We start from the raw sequence: 21,018 nt of genomic DNA on the forward strand, positions 1-21,018 counted from the left end.
CCTGGCGGTCCGCCCGTGCATCGGCGATGCTGTGACGCGTGAAGTACGTGTCCAGAGTGCCGCGACCGCCGCTGGACGGGCTGATCGACGACCTCTACTACCTGGAGGGGGCGCCGCCGTACCCCCGGCTGAGGCTGCCGCCGATCCCGGGGGCGTTGCTCATCGTCAACCTCGGGGCGCCGTTCCGCATCCGCGCCGGCACCGACATCGAGACGGCCGAGTACGCCGACGGCTGCGTGATCACCACGCCCACCCGCGCCTTCGAGTTCGGCTACCCGCCGGGGACCCGGTCAGTCGGCGTGCACTTCAAGCCGTGGGGGCCGGCGCCGTTCCTGCCGATGCCCGCGGCCGAGCTGTGCGACCGGCCGGTGACGGTGGAGCAGGTCTGGGCCCGCCCTGCCATCGCCGAGCTGCGAGAGCGGCTGGCCACGGCGGCCGGGCCGCACGAGATGCTGACGCTGCTCGAGGACGAGCTGATGCGACGGCTCCGCGAGACCGCCGGCCTGGGGCTGGTCCGCCACACGAGCAGCGTCATCGCGGCGGCCGGCGGGGCGGTGGCGATCGGCGACCTGAGCGTGGCGGCCGGTGTCAGCAGCACCCACCTGGCGCGGCGGTTCAAGGAGCTCATCGGCGTCACGCCGAAGCGGCTGGCCCGTACCTACCGCTTCGCCGCCACCGTGTTCGCGATCGACCCCGCCGGACCGATCGACTGGGGCGCGCTCGCCGGTGGCGCAGGCTACTTCGACCAGGCCCACTTCGGCCACGAGTTCCGGGCGTTCACCGGGCTCACGCCGACCCGGTACATCGAAGTCCGGCGGCGGTTCCTGCGCGAACATCCCGGCCACGTGCTGGACAGCTGGCCGCTGCCGGCCGATTGATTTCTTACAAGAGCGACAGCTCACAACACGCTAATTTGGGGCACCCCAGAACAGAGGAGAGCCCCGTGGGCAAGGTGGTCATGTACAGCACGGTGTCGGTGGACGGCTTCGTCGCGGACGAGAATGACCAGCCCGGACCGCTGTTCGACTGGTTGTCCGGCGGTGACGTCCCGTTGGACGAGAGTGGCGAGCTGAAGGTGTCGCAGGCGTCCTACGACTACACCCGGCCGTACTGGGACCAGATCGGAGTGACGATCGTCGGCCGCCACGTCTTCGACATGACGGACGGCTGGGGCGGCACGCCACCGGCCGGGGTCGACCACGTGGTCGTCGTGTCGCACCGGCCGATGCCCGACGGCTGGCGTCCCGATGCGCCGTTCCACTTCGTCGACGGCGTCGAGGCCGCCATGGCCAAGGCACAGGAGCTCGCGGGCGACCGTACGGTCGAGGTCGCCGCCGGCGACGTCGGCGGCCAGCTGCTGGCCGCAGGGCTCGTCGACGAGGTCGCGATGGACGTCGTGCCCGTGGTGTTCGGGTCCGGCAAGCGCTATTTCGGGTCGGTCGACGCACAGCACCTGTTGGAGGACCCTGACGTGGTGATCCAGGGCGACCGGGTGCTCCACCTGCGCTATCGGGTGCGCCGATGACGGCTTGAGCGGGAACGCGAAGAAGCTCGTTCAATCCAGCCAGTCGCCGCCGGAGCGAAGCCAGGAACCTCCCAGAAGCGCCGCGCACAGCGCATCCGCCTTTCCACCCTCCGCCTGGGAGGCGCAGAGCGTGTGGAGCGGCCGGGCGAAGTAGCGAACCTCTGCGGCGGCTCGCTGAACGGCGCGCCCGAGTGCTTGGCGGGAGACCCAGGCCAGTTCGGGGCCCGGGTCGTCCCTGTCGGTCGGACCGGTCAGCAGGAGCCTGTCGCCGTCCGCCGCGACATGGAGCCAGGGATGACCGATCCACACCATCGAAGGAGACGGCTCGCGAGATCGGGCGGCTTCGCGCCAGCTTGCCAAGTCCGTCAGGTCGCTGCAGCACCCCGGCGCGACGAGGAGCTTGCCCGACACCAGCAGGCAGTATCCCCCTCCCAGACAGCTGACGTTGTCGAGCGCGCCCTCTTCATCCCCGTCGAGGGACCGTCGGAGCGTGGCTCGGACCAGTGTTGCCAGGTAACGTCCCGTGAGAAAACCCGACAGCGGGATCAGCCGCGGGTCGTCCGGCATCGGTTTCGGAAGCCCTGCCGCGGCGATCCGCTTCACCCAGTAGGCATCCCACAGCGACTCATCGTCCGGTAGTGCGGGATAGTCCTCGGTCAGCTCGTGTACGGCACCGGATAACGCGTCGATCACCGGTACCAGCCGTACGTCATCATGGACCACCGGCGAAGGCGGTGGCGCCGGAGCAGGTGCGGGACGGGCGGTGGCACGCAGGGCCTGTTCGTACTGCCGGCGGGAGAAGACGAACGGTCCGAGCGTCGCTGACAGGTCCCAATCCCTGGCATTGTTGGAGAACCCCGACCAGCGGACCTCTGTGTCTGTGACCTCGATCCTGGCCAGCAGCGCCCAGCACTCCGGAATGCCGCAGCTGCATCCGAGCAGCATGGTCTCGTCGTCTTCTTGGTTGTAGGCCACCTCTGCGGGCTCGCCCAGGTAATGCCGGCTCGGCCAGGCGGTCCCCGGGAAACAGCTGTACGCGCCCGCGAGCAGGGGGGCGGGCTCGGGCGCGAACTCCTCGGCTCGTTCGAGCTGCTCGGACCGCGCGTACGGAAGCTCCGCCTCCCGTACGAGGTCGAGCAGCGAAACGCCGTCGATGACGATCTCAACGAGGTCGCCTGCCCGCCGGAACTCGATCTCTCGCATCCCGCCTCCTCATCGGAATCCTACGGGGGCCGTGCCGTACCCATCGCCTCGCCTCGATCCCGGAGATGCTGGGCCCTTCTCGTGCGGGTCGCTTCGCGTCGAGACGCAGAGGGTCGTGGCGTCCCGGTGCAACCAAGCGGGGCAACACGGGGTTCAAGGGGCACACCAGGGCCGGTGAACCGCCCCTGGCTTCTGAAATCTCGCTCACGATGGGAGTCCGATATGTCGGCAGTTCTGGACGGCAAGGCAGCGCTGGTGACGGGCGGCAGCCGTGGCATCGGCAAGGCGATCGCGCTCCGGCTGGCCGCGGACGGGGCGGATGTGGCGGTGACCTGCCAGCACGGCACCGACCAGGCCCACGCGGTGATGGAGCAGGTCAAGGCACTGGGACGCCGGGCCATGGTCCTGCGGGCGGACGCCGGTGACCCCGCCGCGGTCGCGGACGCCGTCGAACGGGCGGCCGGCGAGTTCGGCCGGTTGGACGTCCTGGTCAACAACGCCGGAGTGTTCCCCTCAGGGCCGCTGCAGGACGTGCGGCCGGAGGACTTCGACCGGGTCGTCGCCATCAACGTGCGTGCGCCGTTCATCGCCGCTCAGATCGCGGCAGGGCACATGACCGAAGGCGGACGGATCATCAACATCGGCAGCTGCCTGGCCGGCCGCACTCCTTTCCCCGGCATCACCCTGTACGCATTGAGCAAGACCGCCCTCACCGGACTGACCAAGGGCCTCGCCCGCGACCTCGGCCCGAGGGGCATCACCGCCAACGTCATCCACCCCGGTCCGATCGACACCGACATGAATCCCGCCGATGGACCGGGCGCCCACGCTCAGACCGCCTACACCGCCCTCGGGCACTACGGGGAGGCGGCGGACATCGCCGCGACCGTCGCGCATCTGGCCGGCGAGGGAGGCCGATACATCACGGGCGCCTCCATAGCAGTGGACGGCGGCGTCACCGCCTGACCCTTTGCCGGTCCGCGAGGTCGAAAAAGGCCGTCGGGAATCCCATTCCCCGGCGGCCTTTGCGCCAGAGCGCGCCCGAGAGGACCTCTGACCTTCTGATCCATAGCCAGTTCGAGATGGATCAGGTAGCGCGTCGCCTACCGCCTCACCACTGGTGACGACGAAACACGCACACGAAAAGAGGCCGATCCCCAGTCATTTTGTCCACTTTGAGGGTGTTCACAGTGTCGAGCTTCCACCCCTGGGCTTCAACTGCCTCGATGCCACGGCCGAGCTTCTCGATCTCACCGGAGACGTTGAGATGGCCGATCTCACTGATGATCTGAGCCGTGAACACCGTACGTCCCTCTGCTGCGGCGTTTCGGGCACTGGCCGCCAAGGCGTCGTTCGTGGCCTGTTTGAAGATCCCCATGTCTACTCCCTCTCCGCTGGATCCCGCGAGGGATCACGGAGATACCCCGGTGACTCGGGCAGCGCGACTCCGTTCAATGCGTTGGACGCGCCTGTCAGCCAAACGGTTGAGAGTGTCCGGCGATTACTCGGAACCGACCTTCTGATCCGTGGGAAAGGGCGGACGCTTTGCCAGCAGCGACCTTCTGGCCTGACTGTTTGTCGGGTCGACTATGCCGTGGCCACGCGTCAACCGCCACCGCCGCCGTCGCCAGGTGAAGCCCCGATGACGGCCCGCGTCTGCTGTCCGGTGATCTCCTGCAGCGGTATGTCGTCGTAGTTGCTGAGGACGACGCCGACCCACCCGGCGTCCGGGTAGATGCTCCAGTGGGTGGAGCTGCCGGGGTGGACGCCGCTGCGCGCGAGCTCCCATTGGCCTTCGACGATGTGGGCTGTCGGCCCGTAGGTGCTGAACCCCGGGGAGCCTCGGAAGTTGGGGGCCTTGACCGAGGTGAACACGTCGGCCCAGGCCGGGTCGAGCACGGTGCCGTCGTACAACGCTTCCGCGAACCGGATCAGGTCCGGTGCGGTGACGAACCCGCCGTCCGGGACGAAGTTGCGGGCATTGTTCTTGCCCGCCAGGCCCGGGCTCGGGCTGTCCTTGTCCAGGTTGCGGACGGCGTCCACCCAGCCGCCGTCGGTCTGTTTCATGTACGAGTGCGCGATGTGCTCGTCGGCCAGCCACTGCGGCCTGGTGTAGTACGCCGAGCCGGCCATGCCGCAGCGCCCGAAGATGTGCTCCTGCACGTAGTCCCAGAACGTCATGCCGGTCACCGCCTCGACGATCTGCACGGTGACATCCGCACCCCAGCCGGGTTTCTCCGACCCCGCGCCGGGGGCGGCCACCAGCTTCGCCTGCCGGGTGTACTGCTGGTAGTACTCGTGCTGCTCCTGCTTGCTGTGGAAGACGCGTTTGTAGTCGTGCTCCGGAAAGGACAACCCGGAGGTGCCCATGAGCAGGTGGTGGATGCGCACCTGCTCAGCGATCTCCTTGGCGAAACCGGTCAGGTAGGTGCCCACCGTGTCCCACAGCTTCACCTTGCCCCGCTGCGCCAGCTGCACAATCGACAGGCTGACGAACGGCCCGCCGTAGAGATTGAACGCGGCACCTTCGTGGTTACGAATCCCCTTCTCCTTGTCGGCCATGCCGTAGCTGCGCGACAGCACCGTCCGGCCCCGGTGCGACAGCTGTACCACGCCGGAGAACTTGTCCTCGGCGGCCAGCTTCGCCACGTACCGGTCGTAGGCCCCGCCGGGCAGGGTGTCCGGCGGGATCCGGTCCTGCTCGGACGGATCGGACGCGGCGGCGGGGGCGGTGCCGAACAGCGTGCCGGCCGCCATCACACCGGCGGTCAGCCCGCCCCATCCGAGCAGCCGCCGCCGCTCGACACCACGTACGGAATCCGAGTCCATGTCATCGCCCTCCCCGCGCGAGGCAGGAGACGAGTGCTCGTTGAGGGACGCGTTGGTCCCGCGCGCTGTTGGTCATGGCTGCGATCTTTCGTCGCGAATATCATCGGCCCGCGCGCGTGATGTCACCGTTTCTCGACAACCCCCTGATCTCGACCGGCTTTCAGCTTGTCAGCCTGCGACGAACGGATACCGGGCTGCCGCAAGGTCGTCGGCGAGATCCTCCACGGCGAGATCAGCGTTCAGCGTGGTGACCACCGCCCGCGTCAGCGGTCGGAGAGCATAGACGTGCCGCACCGCATCGAGATCCACGGGCACCTCGTAGTAGTCCTCCGCGAACCGCCGAAACGCCTCCGGAGACGGATCGACGAGCCGTGCGAACAAACCCGCCGCCCCATCGGGATCGCCAACACCATCCGGGTAGTCGATCTCACCCACCCGCCAGCGACCATCGCCGACCTCACGCCATAGGCAGGCGGTCACGACCGGCATTCCGTCCGCGTCACAGAACGCCGGCTCCTCCACACAAGAGCGGAAGACCTCGGGGACGGAGTCGAGCACCCCCGGCCACGGCCCGTCGTTGCCGTACGGGCTCATCACCGACTCGTGGGCGAAGCCGCGGATGTACGCACCCGCCGCGGAGAAGACGATGGAGTACTCATCTCCCGAGCCGTCGCGCATCGAGGCCATCTCCTCCCCAGGGTTCCAGCCCGCGTCGAAGGAGTGGTAGCGGCTGGACCATTCCGGGCTCAGGATTGCCTCCAGCACCGCCATGGACCGGCACAGATCGCGAAGTATCGGGACATCAGGCAGCAGCCGGGCCACATCGTGAGCGGTCATGAGCCTCATCCAATCGGATGCCACCGACATTCCCTGTGTCCTTCCGAGCAGCATGGGACTCCCAGCATTTCAACAGGGCACCGGCTGAGGCCTGGGCCACCGTCGCCTTGGTCAGGGTTGCCGATCATGACGGGAGTCTCCCTCGTCCAGACCGCCGAGATACCGTTCGGGCGCCTTGCGGACTTTTGCCTCGTCACCACCACCACGGGTCCGCTGCTGGTCGGCACCCATCCGGGCGGGGCATGCACCTGGGATCCGCTGCGGGACCGGTGGGCGGTGCATCGCCTTGACAGCCCGTGGCGGCCGGGGGAAGGACCGGATGGCCCTGCCGCGCCGTCGGCACTGGGCGCCCTGGTCGTTGACGGGCGGGTAGTGGTAGGCGGAGGTTCGGAGCACCAGCCGTTCGCACAGTGGGATCTGGACAGCGGAGCGGCCTCGTCCCGGTGGACATCGACCGCGGCGAGCGGGGCGAGCCGTTCGCGGGAACGTACCGCACGACGAAACCGACATCATGGTGGCCGTCGGCGCCGCGAGTGGTCCGCCGATCGCCGTCACCTGCACCGACGACCCCTACCCTGCCCCGGGCATCACCAGCACGATGCGCGCGTGGGACCTGGAACGTGGCCACGCATTGGGCAGGCCGGTCGCCGCGCACGAGGGCGGCGTGATCGGCATTCAGCTCACCGAGCTGGACGGTCGGCCAGTTGCCGTCACCGTGGGGCGCGGCGATGCGTCCGTACGGGTGTGGGCACTCGACCCATCAGTGGCCTGCAAGTCAGACGGCCAGCAGGGTGTCGAGCCAGTCGAAGGTGCGCTGGTGGAACAGGGAGAGCGCGCCCTCGTGGCAGTGCTCGCCCGCGCCTTCGTCCTCACGGAAGGAGATCAGCTCCTTCTGGCAGGTCAGCTCGTCGAACAGGCGCTGGGGCTGCCCCTTGAAGAACTGGTCGTTCTCGGCGTCGAGGACGAGCGTCGGGCAGGTGATGTGGTCGGCGATACCCGCCATGGTGTACGCCTCGGTTGCCTTGACCAGCTCGTCGATGCCGGAGACTCCAAAGGTCCAGCGGCCGTTGCGCACCACCCATCGCACCTTGGTGTTCCGCGCCATCAGTGCCTCCATGCCGCCGGGCATCGAAGCGGCACGGCCGGCGGTTTCGGCGATGACCGCGTGGAAGTCGTACACGCCATCGTGCAGTACGCACGCGGCGACGCGGTGCTCGAAGGCGGCCGGCCTCGCGGCGAGGTAACCGCCGAGGCTCGTGCCGACGAGCACGAGTCGCTCGGCGTCCACCTCGGGCACGGTGAGCGCGAAGTCGACGGCCGGAGTGACCACGGCCTCCCAGTCCGGCCGGAAGTGCAGGCTCTGCTCGCGGACGTTGCTGCCCTGGCCGGGGCCGTCGAAGGCGATGACGTTGTAGCCGCGCCGCAGCGCGCCTGCGGCCAGTGCCAGGTAGTCCTCCTCAAGGGTGGAGTCGTACCCGCCGTGGTAGAGCAGGGTCGGGCGCGGGGTGCCCGAACCGTTGGTGAGGGAATCGTCGGTGAGGAACAGGTAACCGGGAAGCGTGGTGTCCTCGTACGGGATGCGCAGGGCGCGGGCCGGAGTGTCGAGCAGGGCGGCCGCGTCGGCGAACGTCTGCTGCGAGGCCTTGGCGAGCCGCGCCGACTCGGCGTCGGCGGCGGGATTCTCGCGGCGGTAGAAGTCGGCGGTCCGGTAGTAGTTGGACGCGCGCAGCAGCGCCTCCCGGGCGCTGACTCGGTGACCGGCGGCCAGCGCGTCCCGGCCGATGCGCTCGATGCGCGCCGCCGTCGCGGCCCACTGGGCCGACCAGGCCTCCTCGTCACCCTCCGGGATCTGCCGGCAGGTGACCAGGACCTCACCGAGGTCGGCACCGCCATAGGCGGCGTAGCCCGTGGAGCGCAGCGCCTCGAAGGAGAAGGACTCGTCGTCGTAGAGGAATTTCATCGTCGGCTCCCTTCCGAGAATGGAACGGAACGGCAGCGTTCCGTCATCCCTGGCAAGGTTAGCAAATGGAACGAGGCCGTTCCGTTCGCTATGCTCGGGAGCATGACAGTGCAGCAGCAGAAGAAGGGCCGGCCGGCGACCGGCGGGGCGGTCCTGCGCCAGCGGGTGACCGAGGCGATCACCAAGGCAGCCCTCGCCGAACTCGCCGAGACCGGGTATGCGCGGATGTCGATGGAGTCGGTGGCCCGGCGCGCCGGTGTGGGCAAAGCCGCGCTCTACCGGCGCTGGCCCTCGAAGCAGGCGATGGTCACGGAATTAATCCGTAGCAAGGTCAGCGACGCGATCCCGCCCACGCCGGCCACGGGTGCCCTGCGCACGGACCTGCGCGAGCTGCTCGCCACCTTCCGCGGCCAACTGGCCAATCCGCTCCTTGCCCGGATCGCGGCCGGACTGCTCGCCGAGGCCAGGTACGACGACGCTCTGGCGGAGGGCCTCTATACCGGAGTGACCGCACCGCGGCGGGCGGCGGCGCGCGCGATACTGCAGGGCGCGATCGACCGCGGCGAACTCCCCCAAGGGCTGGATCTGGACCTCGGCACCGACCTGCTGATCGCACCGCTCGCATTCCGCGTACTGGTCATACAGGGCCGCAGCGACGATGACTATCTGGAAACGCTGACCAACGCGATCGAAGCAGCGTTGAGAGCGGCCGTCCGCTGAACTCACCGTTTCGGTTGGGGCGGCGTCAAGCCAGTCTCAGTCCTGGTCCAAGGCATACCTCAGATAGAAATCGGGCTTGGCGAGGAATCGTCGCCAGTGGTCCACCAACTGGAGCTTTTCCCAGTCGGTGGTGCGGATGCCGTGGTCACCGAGTTCGATGACCTGCGCCCCCGGAAGGCTGGTGAGAATCGGTGAGTGGGTGGCGCAGATGATCTGTCCGCCTTCACCGGCGACACGGTTCATGAGGGCTACCAGGCGCACGCATGACTGGAACGACAAGGCGGCTTCGGGTTCGTCCATGAGATAGAGCCCCGGCCCCGACACCATCCGCTCAAGAACGGTGAAGAACCCTTCACCATGGGATTGCTCCGTCAGGTCCTCCTCCCAGAACCCATACCGGCCAGACACGTTCCGCCCCAGGTTGAAGAGTGTTTCGGCGCGGAAGAAGAACGCCCGCCGCTTGAGCCGGGGGCCGTGAAGCAGTCGCAGACCCGTCGCGGTGAGGTCGGCGTCAAGAACCTCCCCCAAGGGGGTAGCGGGTCCGGTGCTGGCGTACTTGGTACCTGCTTTGCCGCCTTCCGAGTTGAGGCCGCAAACATCGGCGACCGCTTCCATGATGGTGGACTTTCCGGAGCCGTTCTCCCCGACGATGAAGGCCACAGGGGCGGCGAGCTCGAGACCTCGTTCCGCCAGGTGGCGAACAGGCGGCAGCGTCGCGGCCCAACCTGCTGGAAGGCTGCGGGCAGTTAGCTGGGTGAGCAACACGGCTGATGCCTTCCTGCGGGCTGGATCAGCCGGGCCGCGTGCGCGCGTACTGGGCTGACAAGTGTTGGGTGGTCGCTACTCCGGGCGGCTCGATCGAGAATATGCGCGCCGCTCCATCGCGCAGCGCCGATTCGCCTCTGACACTGATATGAGGTCTTAACGCGACCCAGGGCGGCCGATACGTTCACAGGTGTTTGGGCTCGGAGGAGGCCACCACTTAGAGGGAGGAATCGGCGATGTCGACTCTGGGAATCATCGGAAGCGGACAGATCGGCTCGGCGGTCGCGCGGCTGGCGGTGGCGGCGGACATCGACGTGGTGATCGCCAACTCGCGTGGCCCGCAGAGCCTGGCCGCTCTGGTCGAGGAACTGGGGTCGCGAGCCACGGCAGGCACCGTGAAGCAGGCTGCCCACGCTGGGGAGGCGACCTTGCTCAGCATCCCGCTGACCGCCTACAGCTCGGTGCCTGCTGATCTGCTGCGGGGCCGGACCGTGCTGGACACCGGCAACTACTACCCCTTCCGTGACGGCCGGATCGCCGAACTCGACTCCGAGAAGGTGACCACGACCGAGCTGGCCCAGCAGCTCTTACCCGGCGCCTTGCTGGTGAAGGCGTTCAACAACATCCTGGCCCACCACATCCCGCAACTCGCCCGGCACACCAGAGCCCCGGACCGCAGCGCCCTGCCCATCGCCGGCGACGACCCCGGCGCGAAGGCTCGGGCAGCGCAGCTGATCGAGCGGCTCGGCTTCGACACCGTCGACGCCGGAACTCTGAGCGAGAGCTGGCGTTTCGAGCCCGAGTCCGGCGCCTACATCCAGATCTACCTCAATGACCCCGACGTACCGGTCGAGCGCATACTTCAGACCCCCACCGCGCCGCTACCGGCCGACAAGCTTCGCGCCGCGTTGCAGGCGAGCCAGCGGGTGAAGGTCGCCGAGCGCACCTTCTAACAAACCTGACATCGGGGTGAGAGGTAAGCCGGGATGGAGGCGGCCGTGCGGATCGGAGTCGCTCTTGAGCGACCGCTTCAAGCACGCTCACACCGGCCGCCCAGCACGCCGACGTCAACACGGTCAGTGCCCACAGCCCCGGCGGGTGGCCGAGTCTGCTGCGAGCCTGATCAGGCCGCGATGGCCGGATAGGGACTCCTCATCGCGCCGAAGTAGGCCTCGGGCGCTCCTTCGATGTGCTCAGGCAGTTCGTCCATGAAGGCGCGCAGCGGCGGGGTCGCGTTGTGCCGGTCGAGGTCCTCCCGCGAACGCCAGACCTCATAGAGGAAGAATCGGCCGTCCTCCTGCTCGTGGAGGTGGTACTGAAGGCTGCCCTCGTGCCCTCGAGACGGCTCGACGAGGTCCATCAGGAGCTTCCCGAGCTCGTCGGCGTGTCCGGGCTTGGGGGTCAGGAATCCGCTACTACGAGGCCCAGGGGCTGCTCACCTCCCACCGCAGCGAAGGCGGCCACCGCCATTACGATCCCGAGGCCCCCGCCACCGTCGCCCGCATCCGCACCCTGCTCGCCGCCGGGCTCCCTACGAAGGTCATCCGCGAGCTCATGCCCTGCTTCGCCGGCGACGGCACCGAACTCCAGGCCTGCGTTCTCGACCACCTCAGAACCCAGTACGCCGAGCTGGACGCCCGCATAGCCGACCTCACCCAGGCCCGCACCGCTCTGGGCGACATCCTCGAAGTCTCCACCCGAGCACTCACCCGCGTCTGACCGGCCGTCACGTGTCGGGAAGCCGTCGCCGAGCCTGCGGGCCAACGGTCGCTCTCGTGTGTGACCATCCGCCCGTCCCGACGATCGGTCCTGCGAATGAACCGCAGTCGGCCGAACACGATCAACTCATAAACGACCTCATCGCAGTGGCAGGTCCAACCCAGAACCCGGCCATCCGGCTCGCCGCCGCGTGGATCGTTCGATGCCGGCCAGTCGCAATGCGGCGTGCCCAGACCCGCAACAGCGCCTGCTGCCTTGCCTCGGCGAGGTCGGTGGCATTTATCGTCTTCGCCAATCTCCGTTCCCCAATCTCGTCACTACCGATATGCGGCAGAGCCGACGGTGGATGAGGGAAGGGTTGGTGCTCGAGAGCATCCGCCCGCGGTAACGCCGCTACGACTAGAAGGCGTGTATCGGAAGTGTTCTAGGTTGGCTCAGGTGAGCATGCGGGGGTGGAACTATCGGTACGTGGGACCGGCCGATCTTAAGGCCGCGATCCGGCCTGGCAGCGGCGGCTGCCGGATCGGCTCGGCGGCTGATTTCGACCGCTGGGTCGCCGAGCGTTCCGCGGCGGAGCTGGTTGAGCCGTTCACCTTCGTGGTCGGCGCAGACGGCGTTCTTCGGCTGGCGCCGCGACGAAGCGAGCACGTGGCCTGTGCGGGCGGACGATCGGTCCTGAGCGCCGGCGAGATCAGCTTCACCCGCGAGGCAGGCAGATGGGCCGTGGGCGACGTCAGCAACCATTCAACCGGGTACTGCCCGGACGTTGACTCCTGGTCGTCGGTCGCCCAGGCTCTCGATTGTGCAGGGCTCGGGCGTCCGTCCAGCTTCACTCACGAAGTGGTGTTCCGACGCTGTCCTGGGTGCCAGGAGCACAACATCGTGCGCGAGAGCGACTTCGTCTGCGTCTTCTGCGGCAGTGATCTGCCCGAGAAGTGGAACGTGGACGTGCTGGTTGAGAGCGATGGGTCATAGCCACTCGTTGGCGGCCCGCTAATTCCCGGTGGAACTCGGTCAGCAGTGGAACCAGCGCGGGTCGATGAGCCGGAGTCGTGGACGAGCACGAGTGCGGGGCGTCGCAGGGGCCGTCCTGGATGATGCCAGGCCTTGGAAAACTGACCCCGTGGCGGACGGTGGCCAAATCGAGCACTTGGCCGTTGACATTCGGTTGGGCGCGGGGCGTCGTGCCAACGGATGTTGCCGTCGATCGCCGCGTTCTGCTCACCCGAACGTCCATGGCCTGGTTCTGTGCGGTGTCTGGCTGTCCAACGCTTTCTTGGAGAGTACGACCTGGACTACATGTCTTCGGTAGGTCGACACCCCACAATCGTGACGTCGCACCTGCCGTCCATGCCGGGCCGGTCAAGGTCGGCAAGGGGCTGTGCAGGCGAAGCCTGCCTGGGTAGGGCGTCCGAAGGCGCCCCCAGAAGAACGCCCGGAGCGAAGCGGAGGCCCTTTTGAGCCACGCCCACCGGAGGCGATATGGCTACCGTGGGAACGGTCGCTCAGGTGCGCGGGTGGCCCGTATGAAGCGGGCGCCCCATTCCTGGACGTGCGCGGCGAACTCCGGCGGTCCCAGCACCTCGAACTCGGCGCCGACGTTGCCCAGTGCCTGGGTCGGCCAGTCGAGGGAGGTCGAGGTCATGGTGATCCGGCAGCGGTCCTGATCGAGCGGTTCGATGGTGCCCCATTGGCCGACCGCCTGCCGTACCCGGGCCGCGGGGGCGTGGACGAGCGCCTGGACCGTGTACGGCGCCGGGGCTCCGCCGGCCGCCTGGACGAAGGCCGCGGCGTCCTCGGCCGGGAGCGTGCGCGGACGGAAGCGGGTGCCGGTCGCGGCCGGCTCGGTCAGCCGGTCGAGGCGGAAACTGCGCCAGTCATGCCGGCCCAGGTCGTAGGCCACCAGGTACCAGCGTCCGCCGAGTGCGACCACGCGGTGCGGCTCGACCTCGCGCTCAGTGGGGGCCGCGCCCCTGGCCGTGTAGCCGAAGCGCAGCCGCTCCTCGTCCCGGCAGGCCTGGGCGACCGCGGTGAGCACCTCCGCCGCGACGATCGGCCCGGAGGCGGCGACGGCCAGGGTCATCGCCCGCAGGGCGTCCACCCTGGCCCGCAGCCGGGGCGGCAGGACCCGTACCACCTTGGTGAGTGCGCGCAGCGACGCCTCCTGCATCCCGGCGATCCCGCTCTGCGCCGCGTCGCCGATGCCCACCGCCAGCGCCACCGCCTCCTCGTCGTCGAGCAGCAGCGGCGGCAGCACGGCGCCGGGGGCCAGCTGGTAGCCGCCGTCGGTGCCCCGGGCCGCGCCAACCGGGTAGCCGAGCTCGCGCAGCCGGTCCACGTCGCGGCGCAGGGTCCGCTCGGAGACGCCGAGCCGGTCGGCCAGTTCCAGACCGGGCCAGTGCCGGTGGGTCTGCAGCAGCGAGAGCAGTCGGAGGGTCCGTGAGCTGGTGTTCGCCATGCCCCCATCCTTGCCTGACTTCCGGTCAAAAAGTGGCCGGAAGTCTCCCTAGGGTCGATCTCAATGGCAACGCCCGAGGTAAGGACAGAAGAATGATCACCCGTGAGATCCAGCTGACCGCCCAGGTCACCGGCGCCCCCACGCTCGACCATTTCACCGTCGCCAAGACGGAGGTGGACGGCGAGGTCCTGGTGCGCACCGACCAGATCGGGCTCGCCGCGACGTACCTGGAGCTGATGCGGGCCGACTGCACGATCCCGGTCCCGGCCTGGCAGCCGGGGCAGCGGGTGGGCGTGGCGACCATCGGCACCGTGGTCCGCTCCGACAGTCCCGAGCTCGCGGTCGGCGACCTGGTCCAGTCGATGACCGGCTGGAGCGAGTACTCGGCGGGCCCGGCCGCCCAGTACATGAAGCTTGATCCCGTCGCGGACCCCGGCTACTACCTCGGTCAGGGGCCGACGGCCTACTACGGGATGGCCGACGTGGCGGGCGTCGGCGAGGGCGACGTGGTGTTCGTCTCCGGCGCGGCGGGCGGGGTCGGCTCACTGGCCGGGCAGATCGCCAGGTGCCTCGGCGCGGCGCGGGTGATCGGCAGCGCCGGCAGCCCGGCCAAGGTCGACTATCTGGTGAACGAGCTCGGCTTCGACGCCGCGTTCGACTATCGCGACGGCTCGCCGGTCGAGCGGCTACGGGAGCTCGCGCCTGAGGGCATTTCGGTGTTCTTCGACGTCGTGGGCGGCGAGCAGTACCAGGCCGCGCTGCAGGCGGCCAGGCCCGGCGCCCGCTTCGCGCTGTGCGGCTCGCTGTCCAGCCAGCTCGGCGACGCGGCCGAACGCTTCCCCGCGCCCGACCATGCCGCGGCCCAGGCCAGGGGCATCCAGTTGCTGCCGTTCTCCTGCCATCACACCCCCGACCAGATCGCCGCCTGGCGGGAACACTTCAGCGCCTGGCTGGGCGAGGGCCGCTTCGTCTATCCGCAGACGGTCATCGAGGGCGGGGTCGAAGACGTGCCGCAGGCGTTCTTGTCCCTGCTCCAGGGCTCCTACCGGGGCAATGTCTCAGTGCGGCTGTCATGAGGACTCTCTCGCGCAGGGCTCTGAATCGGGCCTTGCTGGGCCGCCAGTTCCTGCTGGCCCGCACCGATCACACCCCGCTGGAGGTGATCGGGCGCCTGGTCGCGCTGCAGGCGCAAGAGCCCAACTGGCCCTACGTCGGGCTGTGGAACAGGATCCGCGACTTCACCCACGCCCAGCTCACCACACTGCTGCAGGACCGTGAGGTGGTCCGCTCCGGCCTGCTCCGCAGCACTCAGCACCTCGCCGCGGCCGACGACTTCCGCCGGCTGCGGCCGCTACTGCAGCCCGTCCTCGACCGCACCGCCCGCTCGGCGTACTTCGCCCGCGACAACGCGGGCCTGGACACCGCCTCACTGGTCGCCACCGGGCTTGAGCTGCTGGCGGGCGAGACGACACCGCGAAAGGAACTGGCCCGGCGGCTGGCCGAACGCCACCCAGGCCGCGACGGGCGCGTCCTCGCCGGGGAGGTCGAGCTCAGAACCCCTCTCATCCACAACCCGGCCGTCGGCACATGGGGATCCTGGGGCACCCGATCGGCCGTCTCCGTCACGCCCGCCGAGATCTGGCTCGGCCGGCCCATGGCCCCGGCGACCGCCAAGGACCTCGTCCGCCGCTATCTGGCGGCATTCGGCCCAGCCGGGGTCATGGACGTACAGGCCTGGTCCGGGCTGACCCGCCTCGGCGAGATCGTCTCCGGCATGCGCGCCGAACTGCGCCACTACCGCGACCCCGACGGCAGGGAACTGATCGACGTCGCCGACGCGGAACTGCCCGACCCCGACACGCCCGCTCCTGTACGGCTGCTGCCGGCCTTCGACAACGCCCTGCTCGGCCACGCCGACCGGTCCCGCATCATCAGCCACGCGGACCGAAAGCGCGTGATGCCTGGTCAGGCACGAGTACGGCCCACCTTCCTGGTGGACGGCCAAGTGCACGGAAGCTGGTCCCTCCAAGGTGACACCCTGCTCCTCACGCCGTTCCGCCCGCTGTCCGCGACCGATCAGGCGGCCTTGGAACAGGAGACGAAGCGCCTGCTGCCGTTCGTGGGCGGCAAGAACGTCTCCTACAGCGACCCGGCCGTCACCGGTCCGCCGACCGTTCTGGGTGGTGGGCGTAGATAGGGTGGTAGCGCACACCTTCGCTTGTTGGGGTGCGTGTGCTGATCGGGCTGGTTGGGGCTCGCGTATCTGGTCAGGACGGAGGCGCGTGGGCGTCGGTATGCGGGAAAAGTCGGACGTCGATCACGTGGCGGGCGAGGCGCGGCCGAAGAAGCTGCTGTTGCGTGCGCTCGCGGGCGAGCGCACCGAGCGACCACCGATCTGGCTCATGCGGCAGGCCGGACGCTACCTGCCGGAGTACCACGACGTCCGCGAGGCCGCGGGCGGGATGGTGGGGCTGTGCAATTCGCCCGAGCACGCGGTCGAGGTCACCTTGCAACCGCTCCGCCGCTTCACGCTCGACGCCGCGATCCTGTTCGCGGATCTTCCCCAGATCGCGGCGGCGTTGGGGCAGACCTTGGAGTACCGGGTCGGTGACGGCCCTGTCCTCGCGCCCCCGATCCGTTCGGCTTCGGACATCACCGAGTTCTTGAGCGCGTCCCGCTTGCACGAAGAACTGGCCCCGATCTATGAGACCGTCAGACGACTCACTCGCGCGTTGCCTGACGAGGTCGCGTTGATCGGCTATGCCGGTGCGCCGTGGACGGTCGCGGCTTACATGGTCGAAGGGCGCGGCGGCGCCAGCTCGGAGCACTCCATCGTCAAGCAGTGGGCGCTGAGCGATCCGGAGGGATTCCAACCCCTGATCGACCTGCTCACGGCGGCCACCATCGAGTTCCTGGACCGTCAGATTCAGGCGGGTGCCGAGGCGATCCAACTCTTCGAGAGCTGGGCCGGAATACTCCCCGGCCCGCTGTTCCAGCGTTGGTGCGTCACGCCGGTTACCGCCATAGTCGCGGCGCTGAAGGCGAAGCATCCGAGTGTTCCCATCATCGCCTTTCCGCGCGGCGCCGGGCTCGCCTACAACGGCTTCGCCGAGGCGACCGGCGTGGACTGCGTCGGGCTCGACTCGACAGTGCCTGTGGAGTGGGCCGCGCGGAAGGTGCAGCAGGAGCTCGGCCGGTGCGTGCAGGGCAACCTCGATCCTCAGCTCCTGGTCGCGGGCGGGCCCGCACTCCACGCGGAAACAGACCGCATCCTGAACGCGCTCAGTGGTGGGCCGTTCGTGTTCAATCTCGGACACGGAATCGTCAAGACCACACCCCCCGAGCATGTGGCCGCTCTGGCCCAGCAGGTACGGTCCTGGCCGGCGGCTTTGACGCAGTAGAGAGCCTGGACGCGCCGGCGTCGGCTCGTGCGCTCCGCCTACCGAGGATCTAGCCTGGGGCTTCTTGTTTGGTGTGGGCGATAAGGCAGCCAGTTGGCGAGCAGCGCCGGGGCGGTCGGTGCCTGGCCGCCGACGGTCAGCCGCATGGGTGGGGCGGCTGCTGCCGATCAGGTTCTGCGCGAGATGACCATGATGTATTCGCAGGGATCGTTCGTTCGGTTGGCGAAGCCATGGTCCGCGTCGGCTTGGAAGAACAGGGAGTCGCCCGTGTTCAGGGTCTCGCTGATCCCGCCGATCGCGACGGTGAGGGTGCCTTCGAGCACCACGAGTTGTTTCTCCGTACCGGGCGGATACGCGGGCAGCAGTCCGGTAGAGACCTGCGCGGGGAGGTAGTGGACGACCATCTCGGCTCCTCCCGCGCCCGGGGCCGCTGACACCATGTGCCGCTCGAAGCCGGTTTCCGGGTCACGGAAAACGGGGCGATCGTTCTTACGCATGACAATGGCCACACCAGACGCGGCGGCAGCCGGCGCGCCGATCAGGTCCGAGAGCGACGCGTCGAGCGCGTGGGCGATCCTGGACGCGACGCCGATCGTCGGGCTCTTCTCACCGCGTTCGACCTTGGACAGCATCGCCCGGCTGACCGACGACTGTGTGGACAGCTGCTCCAGCGTCAGGCCCGCCTCCTCGCGGCGTCGCCGCACGTTACCGCCGAACGCGCCGGCCAGGTCGTCCGCGTTTCCGTCTTGCTCGGCCACCGTGCTCCTTGATCGTTGGGTACCTCGCTGCCCACAGTGTAGAGTTTCTCCTAAAGAAGATAGAATCTTCTATTGGAGACACGCGACATGCGCTGCGCCCAACACGACGGAGGTTCCATGCGCTTGATCTCGAGTGGCCGGCACTATGCCACCTTCGAATTCGGCGATCTGCAGGTGATCTCGTTGCGAGACGGGTACATCGACATGCCGCCGTCACGGCTCCGCGACGAGGATGGGCGCACGCTCGACGAGCTGCCGGCCGCCGTCCCGCTGGCCGGCGACAACTTGCGGCTGTCGGTCAACGCCTTCTTCGTCACCGACGGCACGCGGTCGGTTCTCATCGACACCGGCGCGTCCAACGCCTGGCACGACCCCACCATGGGATTGATCTACGACGCGCTCGACGAAGCGGGAATCGACCGCGCGCATGTCACCGATGTGGCCATCACCCACAAACACGAAGACCACGTGAGCGGCCTGATCGCGCCGGACGGTTCAGAGGCGTTCACCAAACTCGAGCGCGTGTGGATCGGCGCGGGCGACACCTCGGTGTTCACCGGGCGGCTCGAGCCGATCCGCGACCGGGTCGTACCCGTGTCGGAGAAGGTCGCGATCAACGACTGGATCACCGCGATACCGACACCGGGCCACACACCCGGTCACACCGTCTACGACGTCAGGAGCGGCACCGGCCACCTTCTCGCCTGGGGCGACACCGTTCACGTTCCCACGCTCCAATTCGATCAGCCGAACGTGTCCTGGGAGCTCGACGGCGACCAGCCCCAGGCCCGCGCCGCGCGAGCGGCCCTCCTCGAACAACTGACCCAACCACACCACTTCGTAGCCGGCGCCCATCTCGACTCACCCGGCATCGCCCGTGTAACCCGCTCCGGCGACGGTTATGCGCTGGAATACCTCGCACCACCGATCGGCTGACCGAGCCTGTCGGCTCCGGGCTTCTCTGAACTTACGCTTTGGGTGCTGATCGATTCCGGGACGTCAATGCTCGCGGTTGAGTTCGTGGTAGCCGCGAAAGTCGAAGAAGCGAAGGCCGTCGATCACTGTTTCAGACTCGATTTCCCGCAGGGTCCAGGGGTGGACGGAGTAGTCGTCTGTTGCCACGCCTCCGTGCTCAAGCAGCAGCGCGACCATTTGGCAAACCTCCGCGGTGCCGTCGATCCGTCCGGAGATGTCGATCTGCACCGCCCAGGTGGGGTGGTGTCCGACGGCCGCTTCGAGGACCGCCACGTCCTCGGGATCCCAATCGGAGAAGAGGTGACCGGTCTGCTCATCGTCGATGTCGATATAGAGCTTGCCGTCCAGCGTCCACGGTCCGCGCTGTTGAGGCAGGAGCTGATCAAGTGAGGCGACGGTCTCAGCTCGCTCACCGGCAGGAAAGACGAACACAGTGCGCATGGGGAGGAGCGTAGGCTGTGCGGGTTTGCGACGACCACGGATATTCAGGGCGGGGTGCTGCGGGCCCTGAACGCGGTCTCCAACCTGCTGCGGCCGACCAAGGGCCCAGGCGACGGCCCTCGACCTCACCAAGCCGGCCTTCGTGCTCGGCCTCGGCGATGCGGGCGACAAGGTTGTCACGGTTCTCCTCCAGCCGGCCGCGCTGGGCCGGCTCCGGCTGGAGGAGCGAGCAACGAATGCCGGCTTCTCTGAACTTGGGGCCGTTCCGTCCCAAAGCCTCCGATCTGCAGCCGAATGGGTGATGCCAGAGGAATGACAGCGAGATGTTCCGGAGAGCGAGGGCCACTCCGCCTGCCGCCTCAGTACTGTGACTTCGCATGACCGACACCGAGATCGAGATCACCGCAGACCTGGTCCGCGACTTGCTGCAGGAGCAGCATCCAGACCTTGCGGGGCTGGCCATCCGTGAGGTGGTGGGCGGTTGGGGCAACCAAATGTGGCGCCTCGGGGACGAGCTGGCCGTACGCATGCAGCGCATGGACCCCAGCCCGGAGCGCCAGCTCAAGGAGCGGCGGTGGCTACCCGTGGTGGCCCCGCGCCTGCCGCTCCCGGTGCCGACCCCGGTGCGGTTCGGCGAACCGTCCGAGCGCTTCCCCAAGCACTGGACCGTGATGACGTGGGTTCCCGGCGAGCCGCTGGACCACGGCTCGATCAGCCGCGGCGCCCACGCGGCCGACACTCTGGCGGGTTTCCTCCAGGCGCTCCATGTGGAGGCGCCCGCCGAGGCGCCGATCGCTACGGATCGCGGTGCCCATCCCAGGAACTGCACGGTCGGTTTCGAGAACTTCTTCCAGGCCGTTGCCCTCGACGACATCGCCGCCGATGTCCGGGACGTCTGGGACGACGCCGTCGCGGCCGGCGCGTGGGAGGGCCCGCGTGTCTGGGTGCACGGCGACCTCCATCCCGCGAACGTCGTCGTCTCGGACGGAACGCTCTCGGGCATCATCGACTTCGGTGACCTGTTCGCCGGTGATCCGGCGTGGGACCTCGCCGCCGCATGGGTGCTGCTCCCCGCGGGCACGGCCGCACGGTTCTTCGACAGGTACGCGCATGCGAACGAGGCGGCGATTCGGCGCGCCCGTGGGCTGGCCGCCATGAAGAGCCTCTTCCTGATACTCATGGGTCAGGCCGGAGACCGAGGTCTTCCCGGCGGGAAGCCTCACTGGGGACCCGCAGGCCGGGCAGCACTTGATCGCGTTCTGAAGGGCGTTTGACGCACACTTCTTGAACTCGTACTCGATCTTGGTTCAGGGCCGTGCGGCAGCCCACCTTCGCGGGCTGGGGATGCCAAGGTCCACGGCCGCAGCCGGCCGCGCTGGGCCTGGACCGAGCGGCTCAGCGTCGAAGAGCCGGGCATACAGGTCGAG

22 protein-coding genes are annotated in these 21,018 nt (G+C 68.4%); 12 read left to right on the forward strand and 10 right to left on the reverse strand.

Annotated features, from left to right (window positions below; translation table 11 throughout):
* The first annotated feature begins 38 nt into the window (after positions 1 to 38).
* Both ACQP2T_RS35160 and ACQP2T_RS35165 read left to right on the forward strand, forming a co-directional pair.
* Positions 39 to 878, forward strand: coding sequence for a helix-turn-helix domain-containing protein (locus tag ACQP2T_RS35160; protein ID WP_433509195.1), 840 nt, complete (start codon positions 39 to 41; stop codon positions 876 to 878).
* Between the two features lie 65 nt (positions 879 to 943).
* Positions 944 to 1,525, forward strand: a complete 582-nt coding sequence (locus ACQP2T_RS35165) for a dihydrofolate reductase family protein (RefSeq protein ID WP_433509196.1) — start codon at positions 944 to 946, stop codon at positions 1,523 to 1,525.
* A gap of 30 nt (positions 1,526 to 1,555) precedes the next feature.
* On the opposite strand, the gene ACQP2T_RS35170 is transcribed toward ACQP2T_RS35165, so the two are convergent.
* On the reverse strand, positions 1,556 to 2,728 hold the full coding sequence (locus ACQP2T_RS35170) for a hypothetical protein (protein WP_433509197.1): 1,173 nt from the start codon (positions 2,726 to 2,728) through the stop codon (positions 1,556 to 1,558).
* A gap of 222 nt (positions 2,729 to 2,950) precedes the next feature.
* Between ACQP2T_RS35170 and ACQP2T_RS35175 the strand changes: the two genes are divergently transcribed.
* Entirely contained in the window at positions 2,951 to 3,694 is a 744-nt protein-coding gene (locus ACQP2T_RS35175) for an SDR family NAD(P)-dependent oxidoreductase (RefSeq protein WP_433509198.1), read from the forward strand.
* Between the two features lie 145 nt (positions 3,695 to 3,839).
* On the opposite strand, the gene ACQP2T_RS35180 is transcribed toward ACQP2T_RS35175, so the two are convergent.
* The 4 genes from ACQP2T_RS35180 to ACQP2T_RS35195 form a co-directional block, all read right to left on the reverse strand.
* Entirely contained in the window at positions 3,840 to 4,106 is a 267-nt protein-coding gene (locus ACQP2T_RS35180) for a hypothetical protein (protein WP_433509199.1), read from the reverse strand.
* 227 nt (positions 4,107 to 4,333) lie between these two features.
* A complete protein-coding gene (locus ACQP2T_RS35185) occupies positions 4,334 to 5,557 on the reverse strand; it encodes a serine hydrolase domain-containing protein (protein ID WP_433509200.1) in 1,224 nt (407 codons plus the stop codon).
* 168 nt (positions 5,558 to 5,725) lie between these two features.
* Positions 5,726 to 6,394: a hypothetical protein gene (locus ACQP2T_RS35190; protein ID WP_433509201.1), complete on the reverse strand. Its 669-nt coding sequence runs from the start codon at positions 6,392 to 6,394 to the stop codon at positions 5,726 to 5,728.
* A gap of 775 nt (positions 6,395 to 7,169) precedes the next feature.
* A complete protein-coding gene (locus ACQP2T_RS35195) occupies positions 7,170 to 8,354 on the reverse strand; it encodes an alpha/beta hydrolase family protein (protein WP_433509202.1) in 1,185 nt (394 codons plus the stop codon).
* Between the two features lie 102 nt (positions 8,355 to 8,456).
* On the opposite strand from ACQP2T_RS35195, the gene ACQP2T_RS35200 reads away from it, so the two are divergent.
* Positions 8,457 to 9,074 (forward strand): TetR/AcrR family transcriptional regulator, encoded by a 618-nt coding sequence (locus ACQP2T_RS35200; RefSeq protein ID WP_433509203.1) that lies wholly within the window; start codon positions 8,457 to 8,459, stop codon positions 9,072 to 9,074.
* A 36-nt stretch (positions 9,075 to 9,110) separates the two neighbouring features.
* Here the strand turns inward: ACQP2T_RS35200 and ACQP2T_RS35205 are convergent, their stop codons facing one another.
* Positions 9,111 to 9,839 carry an AAA family ATPase gene (locus tag ACQP2T_RS35205; RefSeq protein ID WP_433509204.1) on the reverse strand — a complete coding sequence of 243 codons (729 nt, stop codon included), beginning with the start codon at positions 9,837 to 9,839 and terminating at the stop codon, positions 9,111 to 9,113.
* A 236-nt stretch (positions 9,840 to 10,075) separates the two neighbouring features.
* Here ACQP2T_RS35205 and ACQP2T_RS35210 point away from each other — a divergent pair, with 236 nt between their 5' ends.
* Positions 10,076 to 10,792: an NADPH-dependent F420 reductase gene (locus ACQP2T_RS35210; protein ID WP_433509205.1), complete on the forward strand. Its 717-nt coding sequence runs from the start codon at positions 10,076 to 10,078 to the stop codon at positions 10,790 to 10,792.
* A gap of 170 nt (positions 10,793 to 10,962) precedes the next feature.
* Here ACQP2T_RS35210 and ACQP2T_RS35215 read toward each other — a convergent pair whose 3' ends face one another.
* The gene (locus tag ACQP2T_RS35215; RefSeq protein ID WP_433509206.1) at positions 10,963 to 11,199 is read right to left on the reverse strand and encodes a putative quinol monooxygenase; all 237 of its coding nucleotides are present in this window, start codon (positions 11,197 to 11,199) and stop codon (positions 10,963 to 10,965) included.
* A 71-nt stretch (positions 11,200 to 11,270) separates the two neighbouring features.
* Here ACQP2T_RS35215 and ACQP2T_RS35220 point away from each other — a divergent pair, with 71 nt between their 5' ends.
* Entirely contained in the window at positions 11,271 to 11,558 is a 288-nt protein-coding gene (locus ACQP2T_RS35220) for a MerR family DNA-binding protein (RefSeq protein ID WP_433519866.1), read from the forward strand.
* Positions 11,559 to 12,026: 468 nt separating this feature from the next.
* A complete protein-coding gene (locus ACQP2T_RS35225; protein ID WP_433509207.1) occupies positions 12,027 to 12,533 on the forward strand; it encodes a hypothetical protein in 507 nt (168 codons plus the stop codon).
* A gap of 511 nt (positions 12,534 to 13,044) precedes the next feature.
* Here ACQP2T_RS35225 and ACQP2T_RS35230 read toward each other — a convergent pair.
* Entirely contained in the window at positions 13,045 to 14,016 is a 972-nt protein-coding gene (locus ACQP2T_RS35230; protein WP_433509208.1) for a helix-turn-helix transcriptional regulator, read from the reverse strand.
* A 92-nt stretch (positions 14,017 to 14,108) separates the two neighbouring features.
* On the opposite strand from ACQP2T_RS35230, the gene ACQP2T_RS35235 reads away from it, so the two are divergent.
* The 3 genes from ACQP2T_RS35235 (at position 14,109) to hemE (ending at position 17,417) form a co-directional block, all read left to right on the forward strand.
* Positions 14,109 to 15,092, forward strand: a complete 984-nt coding sequence (locus tag ACQP2T_RS35235; RefSeq protein WP_433509209.1) for a zinc-binding dehydrogenase — start codon at positions 14,109 to 14,111, stop codon at positions 15,090 to 15,092.
* Positions 15,089 to 16,213 (forward strand): winged helix DNA-binding domain-containing protein, encoded by a 1,125-nt coding sequence (locus tag ACQP2T_RS35240; RefSeq protein WP_433509210.1) that lies wholly within the window; start codon positions 15,089 to 15,091, stop codon positions 16,211 to 16,213. Before ACQP2T_RS35235 ends, ACQP2T_RS35240 begins: the two co-directional genes overlap by 4 nt.
* A 97-nt stretch (positions 16,214 to 16,310) precedes the next feature.
* On the forward strand, positions 16,311 to 17,417 hold the full coding sequence (gene hemE / locus ACQP2T_RS35245; protein ID WP_433509211.1) for a uroporphyrinogen decarboxylase: 1,107 nt from the start codon (positions 16,311 to 16,313) through the stop codon (positions 17,415 to 17,417).
* A 167-nt stretch (positions 17,418 to 17,584) separates the two neighbouring features.
* Here the strand turns inward: hemE and ACQP2T_RS35250 are convergent, their stop codons facing one another.
* The gene (locus ACQP2T_RS35250; protein ID WP_433509212.1) at positions 17,585 to 18,175 is read right to left on the reverse strand and encodes a helix-turn-helix domain-containing protein; all 591 of its coding nucleotides are present in this window, start codon (positions 18,173 to 18,175) and stop codon (positions 17,585 to 17,587) included.
* 117 nt (positions 18,176 to 18,292) lie between these two features.
* On the opposite strand from ACQP2T_RS35250, the gene ACQP2T_RS35255 reads away from it, so the two are divergent.
* Positions 18,293 to 19,111 carry an MBL fold metallo-hydrolase gene (locus tag ACQP2T_RS35255; protein WP_433509213.1) on the forward strand — a complete coding sequence of 273 codons (819 nt, stop codon included), beginning with the start codon at positions 18,293 to 18,295 and terminating at the stop codon, positions 19,109 to 19,111.
* A gap of 63 nt (positions 19,112 to 19,174) precedes the next feature.
* On the opposite strand, the gene ACQP2T_RS35260 is transcribed toward ACQP2T_RS35255, so the two are convergent.
* A complete protein-coding gene (locus ACQP2T_RS35260; protein WP_433509214.1) occupies positions 19,175 to 19,591 on the reverse strand; it encodes a hypothetical protein in 417 nt (138 codons plus the stop codon).
* A gap of 377 nt (positions 19,592 to 19,968) precedes the next feature.
* On the opposite strand from ACQP2T_RS35260, the gene ACQP2T_RS35265 reads away from it, so the two are divergent.
* Positions 19,969 to 20,865 carry an aminoglycoside phosphotransferase family protein gene (locus tag ACQP2T_RS35265; RefSeq protein WP_433509215.1) on the forward strand — a complete coding sequence of 299 codons (897 nt, stop codon included), beginning with the start codon at positions 19,969 to 19,971 and terminating at the stop codon, positions 20,863 to 20,865.
* Positions 20,866 to 21,018 lie beyond the last annotated feature (153 nt).

The organism is Nonomuraea sp. CA-143628, assembly GCF_050942315.1.
Lineage (GTDB): Bacteria > Actinomycetota > Actinomycetes > Streptosporangiales > Streptosporangiaceae > Nonomuraea.